Here is a 16704-nt window from a genome sequence, read left to right as displayed (position 1 = left end):
ACGGCGTTGCTGTGCGCCGTCCCCTCGTGGAGCGGGGGCGACGAGCATCACAGAACGATCACGACGAAGCGCCTCCTGTCACGGGCGCATCGCGCCGATGACCTCTGTGGTCATCGATCCAGCATCTGCGGCACCGCTCAGCGACGAGGGTTCCGATCGGCGAACGCGAGTTCACCGACCGGTGGCCACGCCCCTCTCGTCCTCCTGAACGGAACCTCGCTCCACCATGATCGCCGCCCTCGGTTTCCTCGCGGCCGCCCTCAGCATCACCGTCGTCTGGCCCCAGGTCTGGCTCTCCTGCCGGCACGGCCGCACCCTCGGTCTGTCCCCGACGAGCACCTGGCTCGCCGTCGCCCTCAACCTCTGCTGGCTGACCTTCGGCGTCCTCATCGGGGACGCGGCGCAGACCGTGACCAACGCGGTCGTCGGCGCGGGGAACGCGGCCGTGCTGGCCGCCCTGCTGGCCGCCCAGCCGCACCTGCGCTCGCGCGCGATGCTGCGGGGCACCGCGTCCGGCGCCGCCGGTCTCGCCACGCTGGCCGGGGTCAGCCTGGTCGCGGTGGATCTGCTCGGCGCCGACCCGGCGGCGGTCGCCGGGACGCTCGGCTCGGTGGTCACCCTGGTCGGCGTGGCCGCCGCGCTGCCGCAGCTGCTGGGCATCCTGTTCGACCCCGCACGGGACCTCTCCGGCATGTCCCCGGCGCGGTGGTACCTGGGCGCGGGGTCGTGCACGTCCTGGCTGGGCTACGGGCTGCTGGTCCACCAGCCGGCCATGTGGCTCTCGGCCGGCTTCGGGCTGTGCTGCGCCGTCGCCACCTGCTGCGTCCTCCGCGCCCGGCGGACGGCGCCGGCCGGCCCGCCCGCCGCGCACCGGCCGGCCGTCGCCGTGCGGACCGGTCGGCTGCCGCGCGCGTTCGCCTGCCCCGCCGACGCGCGGGCGGTGCTCGCCGCCGCGGTCTGACGCTTCCGGCGACCCGGGTTCGCTGGACCGGGTGAGGAATTCCGGTGCGGCACGGTTCCGCGTGGCAGGCTGCGCGGGCCCGCACCGTCGTCCCGGAGGTCCCGTGTCGTCGAAGTCCCGCGTCGTCGCGGCGCTCGCCGCCGTCCTGCTGACCGCCTCCGGCTGCGGATTCCTCGACGCGCTCGCGCACCCGGGCCAGCAGGAGGAGGAGACCGGCAGCCGGACGACGACGGCCGCGGCGGCGCCGGCGAGCCCCACGCCGGATCCGGACGAGCCGGTCGTCGTCGCCCGGGCGGAACTGGACGCGGCCGACGGCGGCCCCGGCGGCACCCTGCAGGTCAGCGTCGGACCGGTGGCGACCGGCCTGGTGCTGCCGTTCATCGAGTTCTTCGAGGACTGCCCGGTCGAGGGGCCGTCGCTGCAGTACGTGCCGGTGACCTTCGAGTACTCGGTGCCGGGCGGCGGCCTCGCGGGCCACCTCACCGTCACGCCCGGCCCCGCCTCACCGGCCGACATCGGCGACGTCGGCGTCTTCTTCCCGCCGACCCCGGGCAACGACGTCTACTGCCAGGACTACCCGCCGCTGCCGACGACCGACACCTTCTGGGCGCACGGCGGCCCGGACAGCGTCACCGGGTGGGTCGTGCTCGACGACGCGGTCACGCCGGCCACGCCGGAGGGCCGGGCCGACGTCTTCCCGACGCTGCAGGCGCGCATCGACACCCTGCGCATCCGGGACCCCGACACCCTCGCCGAGCGGGCGCTCACCTTCGGGGCCGTCCGCGTGGGAGCGGCGTGCCCCGACGACCCGGCGGCTCTCTGCGTCCCGGTCGGCTGACGCCGCCCGGCGGCGGTGCAGCAGGATCGAGGGCATGGGCTACACCGCTGCCGAGGACCGCTACGACTCGATGACCTACCGGCGCTGCGGCCGCAGCGGCCTGGACCTGCCGGCGATCAGCCTGGGGCTCTGGCACAACTTCGGGGACGACGTCCCGCTCGATCGGCAGCGGTCGATCCTGCGCCGGGCCTTCGACCTCGGCATCACGCACTTCGACCTCGCGAACAACTACGGACCGCCCTACGGGTCCGCCGAGACCAACTTCGGCCGGCACCTGCGCGAGGACTTCGCCGCCTACCGCGACGAGCTGGTCATCTCCACGAAGGCCGGCTGGGACATGTGGCCGGGGCCGTACGGGCAGGGCGGCGGCTCGCGCAAGTACGTGCTCGCCAGCCTCGACCAGTCGCTGGCGCGGCTGGGCCTGGACTACGTCGACATCTTCTACTCCCACCGGCCGGACCCGACGACGCCGCTCGAGGAGACGATGGCTGCCCTCGACACCGCCGTCCGCTCGGGGAAGGCGCTCTACGCCGGGATCTCCTCCTACTCGCCGGAGGACACCGCCCGGGCGGCGGACATCCTCGCCGACCTGGGGACGCCGCTGCTGATCCACCAGCCGTCGTACTCGATGCTCAACCGCTGGATCGAGACCGAGGGCCTGCTCGACGTGCTCGCTGACAAGGGGGTCGGCTGCATCGCGTTCTCGCCGCTGGCCCAGGGCATGCTCACCGACCGCTACCTGCACGGCATCCCCGAGGGCTCGCGCGCCAGCCAGGACAAGTCGCTGTCCGCCGACCTGCTCAGCGAGGAGGCGCTCCGGCGGGTCCGGGCACTGAACGAGATCGCTTCCGGGCGGGGCCAGTCGCTGGCGCAGATGGCGCTGGCCTGGGCGCTGCGCGACCCGCGGGTGACGACGGTGCTCATCGGGGCGAGCAGCGTGACGCAGCTCGAGAACAACGTCGCTGCGTTGCAGCGCCTGGACTTCTCGCCCGATGAGCTGGCCGCGATCGACCGGCACGCCACCGACGCCGGGATCGACCTGTGGCAGGGCGCCCGCACCGGCAGTCTTTCGTGACCAAGGGCTCTCCGGGGAGGTCACTTCTCTGACTACGGTCAGGGAATGGACGCGACCGCGGTCGCGCGGGTCCGCCGCTTCAACCGCACCGTCACCCAGCGGCTGGGGGTGCTGGCGGAGACCTACCTGTCCCGCGGCCGGCCGATCGGCCAGGCGCGGCTGCTGTGGGAGATCGGTCCGGACGGCGCGCAGGTCCGGTCGCTGCGTGCCCGGCTCGACCTGGACTCGGGCTACCTGAGCCGGCTGCTGCGGGCGCTGGAGGACGACGGTCTCGTCGCGGTCGACGCGGATCCGGGGGACCGGCGGGTGCGGACGGCCGAGCTGACTCCCGCCGGACTGGCCGAGTACGCGGAGCTGGACCGGCGGTCCGACGAGCTGGCCGCCGGCATCCTCACCCCGCTCGACGACCGGCAGCGCGACCGGCTGGCCGCGGCGATGGCCGACGTCGAGCGGCTGCTCGCCGCGTCCATGGTCCGGATCGCGGTCACCGATCCGCGACGGCCGGAGGCGCGGGCGTGCCTGGCCGCGTACGCCGCCGAGCTGGACGAGCGCTTCGACGGCGGGTTCGACCCGGGACGGAGCATCCCGGCGGACGCGGCCGATCTGACGCCGCCGGCCGGGCTGCTGCTGGTCGCCACGCTGCACGGTGCACCGGTCGGCTGCGGCGCGCTGAAGTTCCATCCGGGCGCGCCGGCCGAGGTCAAACGGATGTGGGTGTCACCGACCGCCCGCGGTCTCGGCCTCGGCCGGCGGCTGCTCGCCGAGCTGGAGGCGCAGGCACGCGCGCACGGCGTCCGGGTGCTGCATCTGGAGACGAACCGGTCGCTGGTCGAGGCCATCGCGCTGTACCGCTCGGCCGGCTACCGCGAGGTGTCCGCGTTCAACGACGAGCCCTACGCCCACCACTGGTTCGAGAAGACGCTCTAAAACTGGCAGGTACGCGCCCAGCCGGCGGGCGCGCGCCCGGCACGGAGCGTTCGGCCGCTGCACGCCTATCGCCGAGCCTGATGACGGCGGTGCCGCCGTTCCCACCTGATCCTCGCGGGCCCATCTCCGCTCGTCGGTCGCAGAAACGGGCCGTTCGATCCGAATGCGAGCCTCGAGAAGGCAGTCCGTCAAGCGACTCTGAGCGGCAGGGATGTTGGATAGCGACGTTCTCCCGCCCGGCCTGACTCCAATAGCGGCTGGCGCGAACCTGTTGCCCTGCGTGGGATCCGTCGGCCGGGCGGGAGACGCCTTGGCCCGGCCGCTGGTGGAAGTGACCTAGTAGGAGCCTGCTGCAACAGGCCCGTCCCTGTCCTGTCCGACCGTCAGCTCGCGCCGTGCCCGCCCCACTCGATGCGAGCGAGAAGGACGGACCATGCCCACTCTGGCAGCGAACGCCGTCGTCGTCACCGGCGGCGTTGACACCCACCAGGACCTGCACGTCGCGGCCGCGCTCGATCAGCTGGGTCGGGTGTTGGGCACGCACGCGTTTCCCACGACTGTCGCCGGCTACCGGCAGCTGCTCGCGTGGTTGCGTGGGCACGGCCGCCTCGACAAGGTCGGCGTCGAGGGCACCGGCAGTTACGGGGCCGCACTCGCCCGGCACCTGACCGGCGCCGGGGTCGAGGTGATCGAGGTGGCGCGGCCGAACCGGCAGGTCCGCCGCCGCTACGGCAAGACCGACGTCGTCGACGCGATCGCCGCGGCCCGCGCCGTCCTGTCCGGTGAGGCCACCGGCACGCCCAAGAGTCACGACGGGCCGGTCGAGGCGCTGCGGACCCTGACGGCCGTGCAGCGCAGCGGGAACAAGGCCCGCACGCAGGCGCTCAACCAGATCCACCAGCTGCTGGTCACCGCACCGGCGGAGCTGCGCGCCCGGCTGCGGCCGCTCACGCGCAGGGACCTGCTCGCGACCTGCGCGGGCTTCCGGATCGCCGCGGACGACGACAGCCTGCAGGCCATGACCCGACTCGCTCTGCGCGAGTTGGCCCAGCGCGTCCTGCATCTGGACGAGCAGCTCGCTGTGGTCACGCAGCGACTGCACCGGATCACCGCCGACGTCGCACCGAAGCTGGTCGCCACCCCCGGCGTCGGTCCGGCGGTGGCCTCGGCATTGCTGATGACCGCCGGCGACAACCCGCACCGGATGGCCTCCGAGGCCGCGTTCGCGGCACTGTGCGGCAGCAACCCGATCCCGGCCAGCAGTGGCAAGACCAACCGGCACCGCCTCAACCGGGGCGGAGATCGCAACGCCAACGCCGCCCTCTGGCGCATCGTGATCGTCCGCCTCGCCTGCGATGAACGCACCAGGCAGTACCTCGCCCGACGTCAAGCCCAGGGCAAGACCAAAACCGAAGCGATCCGCTGCCTCAAGCGCTACGTGGCACGCGAGATCTTCAACGCGATGCCTTCACCAGTCGTGATTTGACAGTAGGAGCATCCCACTCAAGGACGCCCACGCTTTGAGTCGCGGATATTGGCTTCCACATTCGCGGTGAGGTCCGAGCAGCATGCACCCTATGCCCGTGGTCGGTGAGAGTAGCAATCATCGTGCGCTCAGTGCCGACGCGCTAGAAGAACTACAGGTCGATCGCGGAACCGCATTGCACTGTCGCGCCCCGCCCTACTCTTTGACGTTGTGTTGCTCCACCTCCAGTTGGGCAAGGTTCCGGACTACTTGCCGGCATTGATCGGTCTTGCAGCTATCGGCGCCCTACTTAGAGATCGTCGCAAGGATCGCAGCGAAAGAGCGCAAGCCGACACGCTTCGGCGTGCAGAAGCCTCGCTAATTGCGGCCCAGGTCATCGTGTCCCTGTCCGCGTTTCGGGGGGACCAAGGCGACGTATGGGTCGCTGTGCGCAACTTCTCGCCAGCGCCCGTCTTCAACGCGCACATCAACTGTAGCCACGCGAAGCTGCCAGATTTCACCTACAATTGGCCGTACATAGCACCGGCTTCGGTGGAGACTCGCAACTGGCTTGAGCGAGACACGTTAACCCTGCGACCAATTCCAGACGTCAATGATTTCACGTGGACGCTCGAAGCCACGGACATCTATGGAGAGCGTTGGCGCCGCGATTCCTCTGGGGCCGTTTCTCTTGTTTCGGACGACGCCGGCTAGCTATCGGAACACCGGGGTATTCCGCCTATGGGCAGCTCGTATGCGTCCATCACGCGCGCTTCAAGCGCCTAAAGGCCGCCTTCGAACCATCAGGCGAGTTGCCCATCGCGGCTCACCGCGAGGCACTGGCTCGAAAGCAGTGGCAGATAGTCGCCGGAAAGGCAAGGGCGCATGCGAACTGGCATTCATTTGCGAGCCCTTCATGCAGGCGCAAGGTGCTACCCACGCGATGAGACCGCTAGTATCTTGCGACGTCACCACGGCGTGGGGAACACCGTCGGACAGCATCGCGCCGTGGAAGGGGGACGCTCATGGGCTCAGCTCCTGCGCCTCAAGGACCGACTGGTGTGCCAGCCGGCACGAGGCCGGACGATAGGTCAAAGCCGGTATGGTTGGAGTATGCACGGTTCGGCGTCGAGATCCTTGGTTTTGTGGGCGTGATCATAACGCTCCTGTATGCCGGCCGAAGCGTTTCGGCTGCCAAGGACGCTGTCGCGGCCAGCAACAACCAACTCTCAGAGACGCGGTACGAGTCGGTTTATCAGCAACAACTGAACCTTTGGCAGCTTGCCGCGCAGCACCCTGAGCTGGCGCCTTATCTCACAGGAGGAGAGAAGCCGCCGCCCGCTCTCGTTCACGTGAATCTCGATGACGGTCAGGTCACAGAAGATCAGAAGAGTGAAGCTGCAAGGGATGCTGCGATTTCGAATGCGCTGGACTTCTACTCGTACGTCTTCGAGCAGTTGGTCCCCAGATATGACGACAACGATGCGCCGGTGGACCATGCGTTGCTCGCAAACCCGCAGGTCGCCCCGCCCTCCGGCCTAACCCAGGACGAATGGGAAGCATGGTCGACTTGGGCATCGACGATCGTAGGCGGCTTCAACGGCGCGCCGGGCATGTGCGACCTGTTGAATGAGCAACAAGCAGGCGGTGCCTATTTCTATGGGCACGCCTTCCGGCAAGCTGTGAGTGAGGCGGTGCCAGACTGCGTGAAGTGAAGCGCGGGTCCTGAATCAAGGGCGGGTTGCGTTCCAGGGGGCGTCGGACCGTGCCCGAAATCTCGCGTTCGTCATGGTTCCCGAGCGGTCCACTTGGGAGCAGTTCGGGCCGACAGACCACGCTGCACGGGCTACGGATTGACTCGACGCCCTTGCGGTGGCGCCGGTGTCCCTGAAGCCGCCCTCTGGGACACCGGACTCGTCTCAATGTGAGCTGGGCGCTCGTGTCGGCTCGTCGACATGGCGGCGAGCCGACATGTGTCTTCGGTCGCTAGAAGGGTGGCGGGTCGTCGTCCGGGTCAGGCGGTGGTTCGGGTGGCGGTCGCCGGCGCATCGCCCACGGCCGAGTGGTGCGGGTGACCCCGGACGGGGTGGTGACGTGCAGGGTGCCGTCGTCCTCCATGGCGAACCGCCAGCCGCGGAACAGCGTCTTGAGCCGGTGGTCGCTGCGGCACAGGCAGCACAGGTTGGTACAGGTGGTCGGTCCGCCGCAGGCGTGCGCGACGACGTGATCGAGGTCGGCCCAGCCCACTCGTTGGCTGCAGAACGGGTGCCGGCAGGTGCGGTCCCGGGTGCCGACGCACTCCCGCTGCTGCGCGGTGGGGGTGTAGCGGTCGGTGGCGGGCGGCGGGTTGAGGCCCTCGCCCCGCTTCACGAGGCGCCGCAGGTCGGCGTAGGAGAGCGTGGAGATCAACCGGCCGGACTCGTCGGTCAGCGCGAGGGTCAGCGACCCATCCGCCGGGGCCTGCAGCCCGAGCGCCCCGATCCGGCGCAGCAGCTCGGCCAGGTGGGCGGGGGTGATGGCGTAGCCGTTGACGTCGGCCGGCCGGGTGCTCGCCCCCTCGAGGGCCTCCAGCGCGGCGGTGATGGTCAGCGCGGCCCGCGCCCCCCGCGCGCCGATCGCGGCGCCGCGTACCAGCAGGGAGAAGATCTCGGCGCGCAGCTGCCCGATCGGCCGCTCATCGCCATCGGCCTTGGCCATCTGCGCCAGGGCGTTGATGAAGTCGAAGCCCTCGGCGGCCTCCTCGGCCGGCAGCTCCGCACCCAGGGCGGCGCGGCCCTCGCCGACCGGGTCGACGACCACGTCGGCGTTGCGCTCGGCCACCGTGCGGCGTTCCTCCGCCGCGGTCGCGTCGAGTTCCAGCAGCACCTCGAGGGTGCGCCGCTTGAGCGCGGCGAAGGTCAGCCCGACCGCCTCGGGCAGCACCACCGCCTCCACCCGGCCGGCCAGCTCCGGCCGGGTGTGCTTCAGGGTGTCGGCGAGGATCTGCGCCCGCCGCTCATCGAGCTCCCCCCGCTTCAGTGCGGCCTCGGTCGCCGGCAGGCTGTGCCGCCAGGTCCAGGCCCGGGCCAGCCGGTGCGCGGCGGTGCCGCGGCCGACGCCGAGCACCATCCCCAGCTCGTCGGGAAAGGACTCGCTGACGCCGGGGAAGTCGGGATCGGTCTGCCGCCACAGCCGGCTGCGCGCGCCCCGGCTGCCCGGCGGCGGATCGTCGAGGTCGGGCCGGTCGGCGGCGAAGGCGAGCATCAGGTCAGCCTCCCGGGCGGCGAGCCGCGCCCGCTGGGCCTGCAGCCGCTGCAACTCGGCCGCCTTCTCCTCCGGGGACAGCCAGGCCACCGGCGCCGGCGGGGCGACCGTCGGCCGCCAGGCCACGTCGACCACGATCTCCTCGAAGGAGTGCGGCGCGGCGGTGGTCATGGCCTCAAGCTACGGGCGGGGTCTGACAGTTTCGGCTGGTCAGCGGGTCGGGCTGTGACGGCGTACGGCTCTGCCGAGGCATGGGTTCCGAGATGGCGGAGGCCCGCACCAGGAGCCGTCGACGGCCCTAGCCTGTTGCGCCATGGCGGGCGGTGCCACCCCGACGCGCGATGCCGTGCGGCTGTCGGAGCTGCTGGCCGCGTGGTCGGTGGCGATCGACGTCGCGATGGTCATGCCGATGGAGTCCGGCCTGCGGGTCTGCTCGCGGGCGGTGCGGCTGGCCGAGCGGATGGACCTCGACGTCCCGGTCCGGCGGCGCGTCCACTACCTCGCGCTGCTGCGGCACATCGGCTGCACCGCGGAGAACGCGTCGCTGGCCGGCCTGCTCGGTGACGAGCGGGCCTTCCGCGCCGGCATCGGCACGCTCGACGTCTCCAACGGCCGGGCGCTGATGCCGTACCTCCTGCGGTTCACCGTCGGCTCCCGGCCGCTCGCCCAGCGGCCGGCGGCCCTGCTGCGCCTGGTGACCGGCGCCCGCGTCATGAAGGACGCCGGCGTCGCGGTGTGCGAGGTCGCGCAGCTGCTGATCGACCGGCTGGGCCTCGACGGCGACCTCCGCGAGCACCTCCGCGACGACGTCACCAAGGTCTTCGAGCGCCCCGACCGGAGGGGCTTCCCGAAGGGGATCGGCACGAGCGAGCTCTCGCTGCCCGCCCAGATCGTCCAGCTCGCCGAGGCGGTCACCGTCCACCTGCGCCTGGTGGGGGAGGATGCCGCCGTCGCCATGCTGCGCGAGCGGCGCGGCCGCGCCTTCCTGCCCGAGATCGTGGACGCGTTCCTCGCCGCGCCCGACCTGCTCACCGACCCGGACGACGCCTGGGCCGACGTGCTCGCCAGGGAGCCCGGCGGCGCCCCCGTCTCCGGCCCGGAGCAGATCGACGGCGTCCTGCGTGCCCTCGCCGACTTCACCGACCTCAAGTCGCCGTACACCGCCGGGCACTCCCGCGCGGTCGCCGACCTCGCCGGCGCCGCCGCACGGCACTGCGGGCTGCCCGCCGCCGACACCACCGCGCTACGGCGGGCCGGGTGGCTGCACGACGTCGGGCGGCTGACCGTCGCCGTCCCGGTGTGGGACAAGCCGGGGCCGCTGGACCGCGACGAGCGCGAGCAGGTGCGGTTGCACCCCTACGTCACCGAGCGGGTCTTCGCCCGGTCCCCGTTCCTGCGGCCGCTCGCCGCGCTGGCCGGGCAGCACCACGAGCGGGTCGACGGCAGCGGCTACCACCGCAACCAGCGCGGCGCCGACCTGAGCCTGCCGGCGCGCGTTCTCGCCGCCGCCGACGTCTACGCCGCCCTGGTCGCCGACCGCGCGCACCGCCCCGCGCTCGGCGCCCCCGAGGCCGCCGCGGCGCTGCGGGCCGCGGGCCGTGCCGGCCACCTGGACGCCGATGCCGTCGACGCCGTCCTGGCCGCGGCCGGCCACCCCGCCCGCCGCCGTCCGGCCGCGATCGCGGGGCTCACCGCCCGCGAGGTCGAGGTGCTCCGCCTGCTCGCGCGGGGGCGGTCCAACGCCGCCATCGCCGAGGCGCTCGTCGTCTCCCGCAAGACCGTCGAGCACCACCTCGAGGCGGTGTACGCCAAGCTCGGCGTCCACTCCCGCTCGGCCGCGACGCTGGTCGCCGTCCAGCACGGCCTCGTGCCGACCGACGGCGAAACATAGGGAGACCACCCCATCCGCCGTCCCCCGGGACGCCGGAGGCTCCTCGGCGTCGGACCCCGACCCGAGGAGGACCCAGATGACCACCGACGCGCGCACCCTCGCCGAGCGGCTCTTCGCCGTCATCGACGGCCAGCGCTGGGACGAGTACGAGACCGTCATGCATCCGGACACCCGGATGAGCTCGCCGTTCGCCGCGCTGCAGAGCGCGGCCGAGTGGGTGGCGTTCAGCCGCGGCTTCGCCGGCGCCATGCCCGACGGCCGGCACACCGTCACCGGCGTCGTCCAGGACGGCGACCGGTGCGCGATCGAGGGCACGTGGACCGGCACCCACACCGGGCCGCTGGCCTCGCCGAACGGTGAGATCCCGCCGACCGGCCGCACGGTCACGATGCCCTTCTGCGCGATCGCCACCCAGCGCGACGACCGGGTCGCCGAGGTGACCGTCTACCTCGACCAGCTCGGGATGCTCGCCCAGCTGGGCCTCGTCCCCGAACCGGCGTCCGCCGCGTAGCCCGGAGCACTCCGATGACCCTCGAGCAGCTCGTCGACCGGCACTACGCCGAGATCAACACCGGCGACTTCTCCGACGCCGCGGATCTCTTCGCCGCCGACGTCGTGACCCACGCGCCCGGCAGCGAGCCGATGTCCGGGGTCGAGCCCGTCGTCGCCTACGGGCAGGCGTTCCTCCGTGCCTTCCCGGGCGGCCGGATCTCCCGCGACCGGATCGTCGAGGACGGCGACCGGATCGTCGTGGAAGGCCGCTTCACCGGGACGCACACCGGCCCGCTGCAGACGCCCGCCGGGGAACTGCCGCCCACCGGCCGGCCGATCGTCCTGCCGTTCGCCGACGTCTTCCGCGTCGTCGACGGCAAGGTCGCCGAGCACCGGATCTACTACGACACCGCGGGCTTGCTCGCCCAGCTCGGGCTGCTGCCCGCCTGAGCACTAACGGCGCCCGGCGACCGTCGCACCCACGAGGACGACGGCGCCGAGCGCGGCCAGCTGCAGCACCGGCGCGGCCAGCGGGACGAGCAGCAGCAGGCCCGCGCCCGCCGCCGCACCGGCGATCAGCCCGAGCAGGATCTCGACGCTGTGCCACACCTCGCGCACCCCGCGGCCGGTGGCCAGCCGGATCACCACGGTGGTGAGCGTGCCGGTCAGGTAGGTGGTGGACATGCCGCTGACGCCGAAGCGCTGCACCGTGCTGCTCTGGATGCCGAGGCCGACGGCGGTGCAGAGCAGCAGCACGACCGCGATCCCGGTGCCGGGTTCCCCGCCGGTCAGCCACCAGCCGACCGCGTAGGCGGCGAAGAACACCAGCTCGACGGCGAGCCCCACGGTGACCGGCCGCGGCCAGACGCGGTCGCCGGGTGCGGGGGACCCGGCGACCCGGGCGCCCAGCGCGGCGCCGGCGCAGAACGCCAGGATCGCCAGCCCCGAGGCGGCGGCCAGCGTGCCGTCGGCCGAGCTCGCGGCGACGCCGAGCAGCACCATGTTGCCGGTCATGACGCTGGTGAAGGCCCCGCCGAGGGCGAGCAGGCCGATGGCGTCGGTGGCGCCGCTGACCACCGCGAGGGCGACGACCAGCGTCTGCCGCAGCCGCACCGCCGAGGGGGAGGGCAGGGAGGAGGTCGCGGGCGCGGGCGTCACAGAAGGAGCAGGCACCGTTGCAGGATGCGGTTCCGCCGACGTCGGGGCGCTGGTGCATGTGCACATCGATTTGTCCGAGACGTGTGCAGCATGACTCTCACCTGCGGAACGTGATCCGCCTAACTTCGTTGCCACACCGCCCCAGTTGGACGACGAACCGAGAAGGCGATCCCATGACGCAGATGCTCGACCGCACCGAGCTGCTCAGCCCCGAAGACTTCCGCGTCGCGCTGCAGGACGCGATCAAGGGCCGCGAGGCCAAGAACGCCTCCTTCAGCAAGGCGTGGGCCGACGGGCAGCTCGAGCGCCACCACTTCGCCCGCTGGGCCGAGAACCACTACCAGTACGTCGGCCCCTTCGCCGACTACCTCGGCTACATCTACGGCAACACCCCGGACACCTTCACCGAGGCGAAGGACTTCCTGCTCCAGAACATGTACGAGGAGGAGCTCGCCGACATCCGCCACACCGACCTGCTGATCCGCTTCGGAGAGGCCTGCGGGACGACGCGTGAGCGGATCGAGGACCCGAACAACGCCAACGCCGTGACCCGTGGCCTGCAGGCCTGGTGCTACGCGACGGCGATGCGGGAGCACTTCGTCGTCGCCACGGCCGCGCTGATCGTCGGCCTGGAGTCGCAGGTGCCCAGCATCTACAAGAAGCAGATCGTCCCGCTGCGTGAGGTCTACGGCTTCACCGAGGACGAGATCGAGTTCTTCGACCTGCACATCACCTCCGACGAGGTGCACGGCGAGCGCGGTTACCAGATCGTGCTCGAGCACGCCAACACCCCCGAGCTGCAGCAGCGCTGCCTGCAGTTCGTCCGGTGGGGCGCGGAGATGCGCTACAGCTACACCCGCTCCCTGTACGACACCTACGTCGCCGCGGACCTCGAGGGCGCCCAGGCCTGACGGCCTCCCGAGCAGACCGGGGTGCCGGGCGCATCGCCCGGCACCCCGGTTCCGCTCCCGGCGGTCCTCGCACCGCCCCCACTCCCTGATCTCCCTCCGCCGGCCCGCCGCCGGCGATCCCCGCACGACCTCGAGAGGCCTCTCCCGTGAGCCAGCCCGCGAGCCCCACGACCGATCCCTCCGCCGCGCCGGCCGACTGGGTGCACGTCGCCGAGCTGAAGGAGCTCGAGCGCCGCAAGCGCAAGCAGGTCACCGTCGGCGGCTGCCCGATCGCGCTGTTCCTCGTCGACGACGAGGTGTTCGCGATGGACGACATCTGCGTCCACAAGGAGCGCTTCCTGACCAAGGGCACGCTGCTCAACGGCCAGGTGATCTGCCCCGGCCACCAGTGGCGGTTCGACCCGCGCACCGGCGAGGCCGAGGACCAGGACGGCCGCCAGGCCACCTACGCGGTCCAGGTCACCGACGAGGGCGCGATCCTCGTCGGCTCCGAGCCCGTCACCCCCCGGCGCGAGTGCGCCTCCGACGAGTGCGCCTGAGGTGAGCAGCTCCATGACCACTGACCCGACCCTGGTCGTCGTCGGCGCCGGGCACGTCGCCGCGCAGGCCGCCCGCGCCCTGCGCCGCCGCGGCTTCGCCGGCCCCGTCGTCCTGCTGGGCGACGAGCCGACCGGCCCCTACCAGCGCCCGCACCTGTCGAAGGAGCGCCTCGCCTCCGGTGGCGAGGCCGGCCTGTGGCTGCTCGACCCCGCCTGGTGCGAGGCCAACGACGTCACGCTGCGTACCAACTGCACGGTCGACCGCGTCTCCGCCGCCACCGGCGAGGTGCTCCTCGCCGACGGCGCCGCGCTCGCCGCCGATCTCGTCCTGCTCGCCACCGGCGGCCGGCCGCGGCGGCTGCCCGGCGTCGAGGGCGAGCGGGTCCACCACATCCGCACGCTCGCCGACAGCGACCGGCTGCGCGACCGGCTGGCGCCGGGCCGCCGCATCGGCGTCCTCGGCGGCGGCTTCCTCGGCACCGAGGTGGCCGCGGCCGCCCGCACCCGCGGCGCCGACGTCGTCATCTTCGACCGCGACCCGGTGCTGCTGGCCCGCGTCCTCGGCACGGCGATCGGTTCCGCGCTCACCGAGATGCACCGGCAGCGGGGCACCGACCTGCGCCTCGGCCGGCCGATCAGCGCCATCCGCGCCGGTGCCGACGGCGTCGTCGTCTACACCCCCGAGGGCACCGAGACCGTCGACGAGCTCGTGGTCTGCGTCGGCATCGACCCGAACATCGACGTCGCCGTCCGCTCCGGGCTCGTCGTCGGCAACGGCGTCGAGACCGATGCCCAGGGCCGCACGTCCGTGCCGACCGTCTTCGCCGCCGGCGACGTCGCCGCGCACGACCACCCGCGCTACGGGCGGATCCGCGTCGAGCACGTCGACGTCGCCCAGCAGCAGGCCGCGGCGATCGCGTCGACCCTCGCCGGCCGCACCAAGACCTTCGCCGACCCGCACTGGTTCTGGACCGACCAGTACGACATCAACGTCCAGGGCCTGGGGCTGGGCGGCATCCGCCCGGACGACGTCCTGGTGACCCGCGGCGACGTCGCCGGCCTCGACGGCAGCGTGTTCTGGGTGCGCGACGGCCTGCTGGTCGCCGCCGCCACCGTGGAGCGCGGCGAGGACATCTCGATCGCCCGCGAGCTGATGGACCTGGAGATCCCCGTGAGCACCGAACAGCTGGCCGATGAGTCGGTCGAGCTGGAGGAGCTCCTCGAGCAGGAAGAGGTGCCGGTCTGATGGCCGCCACTGTGCGCAACCTCGTCGACGGCACCTGGGTCGAGTCGGTCACCGGCCGCACTCGCGAGCGGCGCAACCCCGCCGACACCCGCGACCTCGTCAGCACGTTCCCCGATTCCGACGCCAAGGACGCCGACGCCGCCGTCTCCGCGGTCGCCGCCGGCTGGCAGCAGTGGGCCGACACCGCCCCCGAGCAGCGGGCCAAGGTGCTCGAGGCCGCGGCCGGCGTGCTCGAGACGCAGAAGGCCACCCTGGTCGAGGAGCTCGTCCGCGAGGAGGGCAAGACCCGCGCCGAGGCCACGATGGAGGTCTCGCGCACGCCGATGAACCTGCGCTTCTACGCGGGTGAGGCGATGCGCACGGCGGGCGTCACCCTGCCCACCGGCGACGGCAGCCTGGTGTTCACGCTCCGTGCCCCGGTCGGTGTCGTCGCGGCGATCACCCCGTGGAACTTCCCGCTGAACATCCCCTCCCGCAAGCTCGGCCCGGCGCTGGCCGCCGGCAACGGCGTGGTCTTCAAGCCCAGCGAGGTGACCCCGCTGCTCGGCCAGCGGCTGGTCGACGCCCTGCTCGAGGCCGGCCTGCCCGCCGGCGCGATCGCGGTGCTGCACGGCGGCGCCGAGCCCTCCTCGGCGCTGGTCGCCGACGACCGTGTCGACGCCGTCACCTTCACCGGCTCCACCGCCGTCGGCGAGGCGATCCACCGCGTCTCCCGGGCCAGCCAGCGCACGCAGCTGGAGATGGGCGGCAAGAACCCCGTCGTCGTCCTGGACGACGCCGACCTCGACCGCGCCGCGACCCTCATCGTCAAGGGCGCGTTCGGCCTCTCCGGCCAGGCCTGCACCGGCACGAGCCGGGTGCTGGTGCACGACGCCGTGCACGACGCGCTGCTCGAGCGCATCGCCGCCAAGGCGCAGGCGCTGCGCGTCGGTCCCGGCCTGGCCGACGGCGTCGACCTCGGCCCGCTGGCCACCGAGCGGCAGAAGGAGTCGGTGCTCGGCCACGTCGCGCGGGCCCTCGACGACGGCGCCCGCCTGGTCATCGGCGGCCCCGGCGACGACACCCAGGACCTCACCGCCGGCGACCTGGCGCACGGGCACTTCGTCCGGCCGACGATCTTCACCGACGTCGACCCCGCCTCGGCGCTGGCCACCGAGGAGGTGTTCGGGCCGGTGCTCGCCGTGCTCCGTGTCGGCTCGCTCGACCACGCGCTGGAGTTGGCCGACGCCACCCGGTTCGGACTCTCCGCCGGCATCGTGACCGCCGACGTCTCGAAGGCGCTCACGTTCGCCCGGCGGGCGACGGCCGGCCTGGTGAAGGTCAACCAGCCGACCACCGGACAGGCCATGAACGCGCCCTTCGGCGGCCTCAAGGACAGCAGCACCCAGACGTCGAAGGAGCAGGCGGGCGAGTCGATGATGGCCTTCTACACCGTCGACAAGACCGTCTACCTCAGCGCATGACCGCCACGGAGAACACGATGAGCAACCCCGCGTCCGACGCCGAGCTGGCCGCGGCCGGCACCGAGTGCGCCTACGTGCGCATCTGCCGCGTCGGTCAGGTGCCCGACGGCTACGTCCGCCGCTTCTACGCCGAGACCGACCACGGCCAGATGGAGCTCGCGGTCGCCCGCCTCGACGGCAAGGCGTACGCCACCTCCAACTACTGCACCCACCTGGACTGCCTGCTGTCCTCGGGCAAGCTGCAGGACGACGGCATCCGCTGCTCCTGCCACAACAGCGTCTTCGACCTGGAGACCGGCGCGCCGATCCAGCCGCCGGCCACCGAGCCGATCCGCACCTACCCGGTGCGCGAGGAGGACGGCCAGGTGTTCGTCGGGCTGTCCGAGAAGGACGTCCTCGAGGGCGGCCCGCGCCGGCGCAAGCCACCAGCGGCCGAATGACCGAGCTCGCGAGGTCATCCAGGGGCACAGCACCGCCGGTCGCGTGGTCGACGAG

17 protein-coding genes are annotated in these 16704 nt (G+C 72.3%); 15 read left to right on the top strand and 2 right to left on the bottom strand.

Annotated elements, in window-relative coordinates:
• Positions 1-226 precede the first annotated feature (226 nt).
• The 7 genes from AB3388_RS20660 to AB3388_RS20630 all read left to right on the top strand — a co-directional run bounded on the left by AB3388_RS20660 (position 227) and on the right by AB3388_RS20630 (position 6981).
• Positions 227-961: a SemiSWEET transporter gene (locus tag AB3388_RS20660; RefSeq protein WP_495407197.1), complete on the top strand. Its 735-nt coding sequence runs from the start codon at positions 227-229 to the stop codon at positions 959-961.
• 103 nt (positions 962-1064) lie between these two features.
• Positions 1065-1799, top strand: coding sequence for a hypothetical protein (locus AB3388_RS20655; protein WP_495407196.1), 735 nt, complete (start codon positions 1065-1067; stop codon positions 1797-1799).
• 34 nt (positions 1800-1833) lie between these two features.
• Positions 1834-2874 (top strand): L-glyceraldehyde 3-phosphate reductase, encoded by a 1041-nt coding sequence (gene mgrA / locus AB3388_RS20650; RefSeq protein WP_495407195.1) that lies wholly within the window; start codon positions 1834-1836, stop codon positions 2872-2874.
• Positions 2875-2919: 45 nt separating this feature from the next.
• Positions 2920-3801, top strand: coding sequence for a bifunctional helix-turn-helix transcriptional regulator/GNAT family N-acetyltransferase (locus AB3388_RS20645; RefSeq protein ID WP_495407194.1), 882 nt, complete (start codon positions 2920-2922; stop codon positions 3799-3801).
• Positions 3802-4234: 433 nt separating this feature from the next.
• A complete protein-coding gene (locus AB3388_RS20640; protein ID WP_495407193.1) occupies positions 4235-5287 on the top strand; it encodes an IS110 family RNA-guided transposase in 1053 nt (350 codons plus the stop codon).
• A gap of 210 nt (positions 5288-5497) precedes the next feature.
• A complete protein-coding gene (locus AB3388_RS20635; protein WP_495407192.1) occupies positions 5498-5980 on the top strand; it encodes a hypothetical protein in 483 nt (160 codons plus the stop codon).
• A gap of 347 nt (positions 5981-6327) precedes the next feature.
• Positions 6328-6981, top strand: coding sequence for a hypothetical protein (locus AB3388_RS20630; RefSeq protein WP_495407191.1), 654 nt, complete (start codon positions 6328-6330; stop codon positions 6979-6981).
• 271 nt (positions 6982-7252) lie between these two features.
• Here AB3388_RS20630 and AB3388_RS20625 read toward each other — a convergent pair whose 3' ends face one another.
• Positions 7253-8680 carry an HNH endonuclease signature motif containing protein gene (locus tag AB3388_RS20625; RefSeq protein WP_495407190.1) on the bottom strand — a complete coding sequence of 476 codons (1428 nt, stop codon included), beginning with the start codon at positions 8678-8680 and terminating at the stop codon, positions 7253-7255.
• 142 nt (positions 8681-8822) lie between these two features.
• Here AB3388_RS20625 and AB3388_RS20620 point away from each other — a divergent pair, with 142 nt between their 5' ends.
• The 3 genes from AB3388_RS20620 to AB3388_RS20610 all read left to right on the top strand — a co-directional run bounded on the left by AB3388_RS20620 (position 8823) and on the right by AB3388_RS20610 (position 11342).
• Positions 8823-10400, top strand: a complete 1578-nt coding sequence (locus tag AB3388_RS20620) for an HD domain-containing phosphohydrolase (protein ID WP_495407189.1) — start codon at positions 8823-8825, stop codon at positions 10398-10400.
• Positions 10401-10476: 76 nt separating this feature from the next.
• Complete coding sequence (locus AB3388_RS20615; protein WP_495407188.1) at positions 10477-10911, top strand: ester cyclase; 435 nt, start codon at positions 10477-10479, stop codon at positions 10909-10911.
• A 14-nt stretch (positions 10912-10925) separates the two neighbouring features.
• Complete coding sequence (locus AB3388_RS20610) at positions 10926-11342, top strand: ester cyclase (protein WP_495407187.1); 417 nt, start codon at positions 10926-10928, stop codon at positions 11340-11342.
• Positions 11343-11345: 3 nt separating this feature from the next.
• On the opposite strand, the gene AB3388_RS20605 is transcribed toward AB3388_RS20610, so the two are convergent.
• Positions 11346-12065 (bottom strand): DUF1275 family protein, encoded by a 720-nt coding sequence (locus tag AB3388_RS20605; protein ID WP_495407186.1) that lies wholly within the window; start codon positions 12063-12065, stop codon positions 11346-11348.
• Positions 12066-12223: 158 nt separating this feature from the next.
• Between AB3388_RS20605 and AB3388_RS20600 the strand changes: the two genes are divergently transcribed.
• The 5 genes from AB3388_RS20600 (at position 12224) to AB3388_RS20580 (ending at position 16649) form a co-directional block, all read left to right on the top strand.
• Entirely contained in the window at positions 12224-12961 is a 738-nt protein-coding gene (locus AB3388_RS20600) for an iron-containing redox enzyme family protein (RefSeq protein ID WP_495407185.1), read from the top strand.
• A 146-nt stretch (positions 12962-13107) separates the two neighbouring features.
• Positions 13108-13500, top strand: a complete 393-nt coding sequence (locus AB3388_RS20595; RefSeq protein ID WP_495407184.1) for a Rieske (2Fe-2S) protein — start codon at positions 13108-13110, stop codon at positions 13498-13500.
• A 13-nt stretch (positions 13501-13513) separates the two neighbouring features.
• Positions 13514-14746, top strand: a complete 1233-nt coding sequence (locus AB3388_RS20590) for an NAD(P)/FAD-dependent oxidoreductase (RefSeq protein WP_495407183.1) — start codon at positions 13514-13516, stop codon at positions 14744-14746.
• Entirely contained in the window at positions 14746-16209 is a 1464-nt protein-coding gene (locus AB3388_RS20585) for an aldehyde dehydrogenase family protein (protein ID WP_495407182.1), read from the top strand. Before AB3388_RS20590 ends, AB3388_RS20585 begins: the two co-directional genes overlap by 1 nt.
• Positions 16206-16649, top strand: coding sequence for a Rieske (2Fe-2S) protein (locus tag AB3388_RS20580; RefSeq protein ID WP_495407181.1), 444 nt, complete (start codon positions 16206-16208; stop codon positions 16647-16649). The genes AB3388_RS20585 and AB3388_RS20580 overlap by 4 nt, the downstream gene beginning before the upstream one ends.
• The last annotated feature ends 55 nt before the right edge of the window (positions 16650-16704 follow it).

It is taken from the genome of Geodermatophilus sp. SMS 5-13, assembly GCF_059428245.1.
This window is presented reverse-complemented; position numbering and strand designations above follow the sequence as displayed.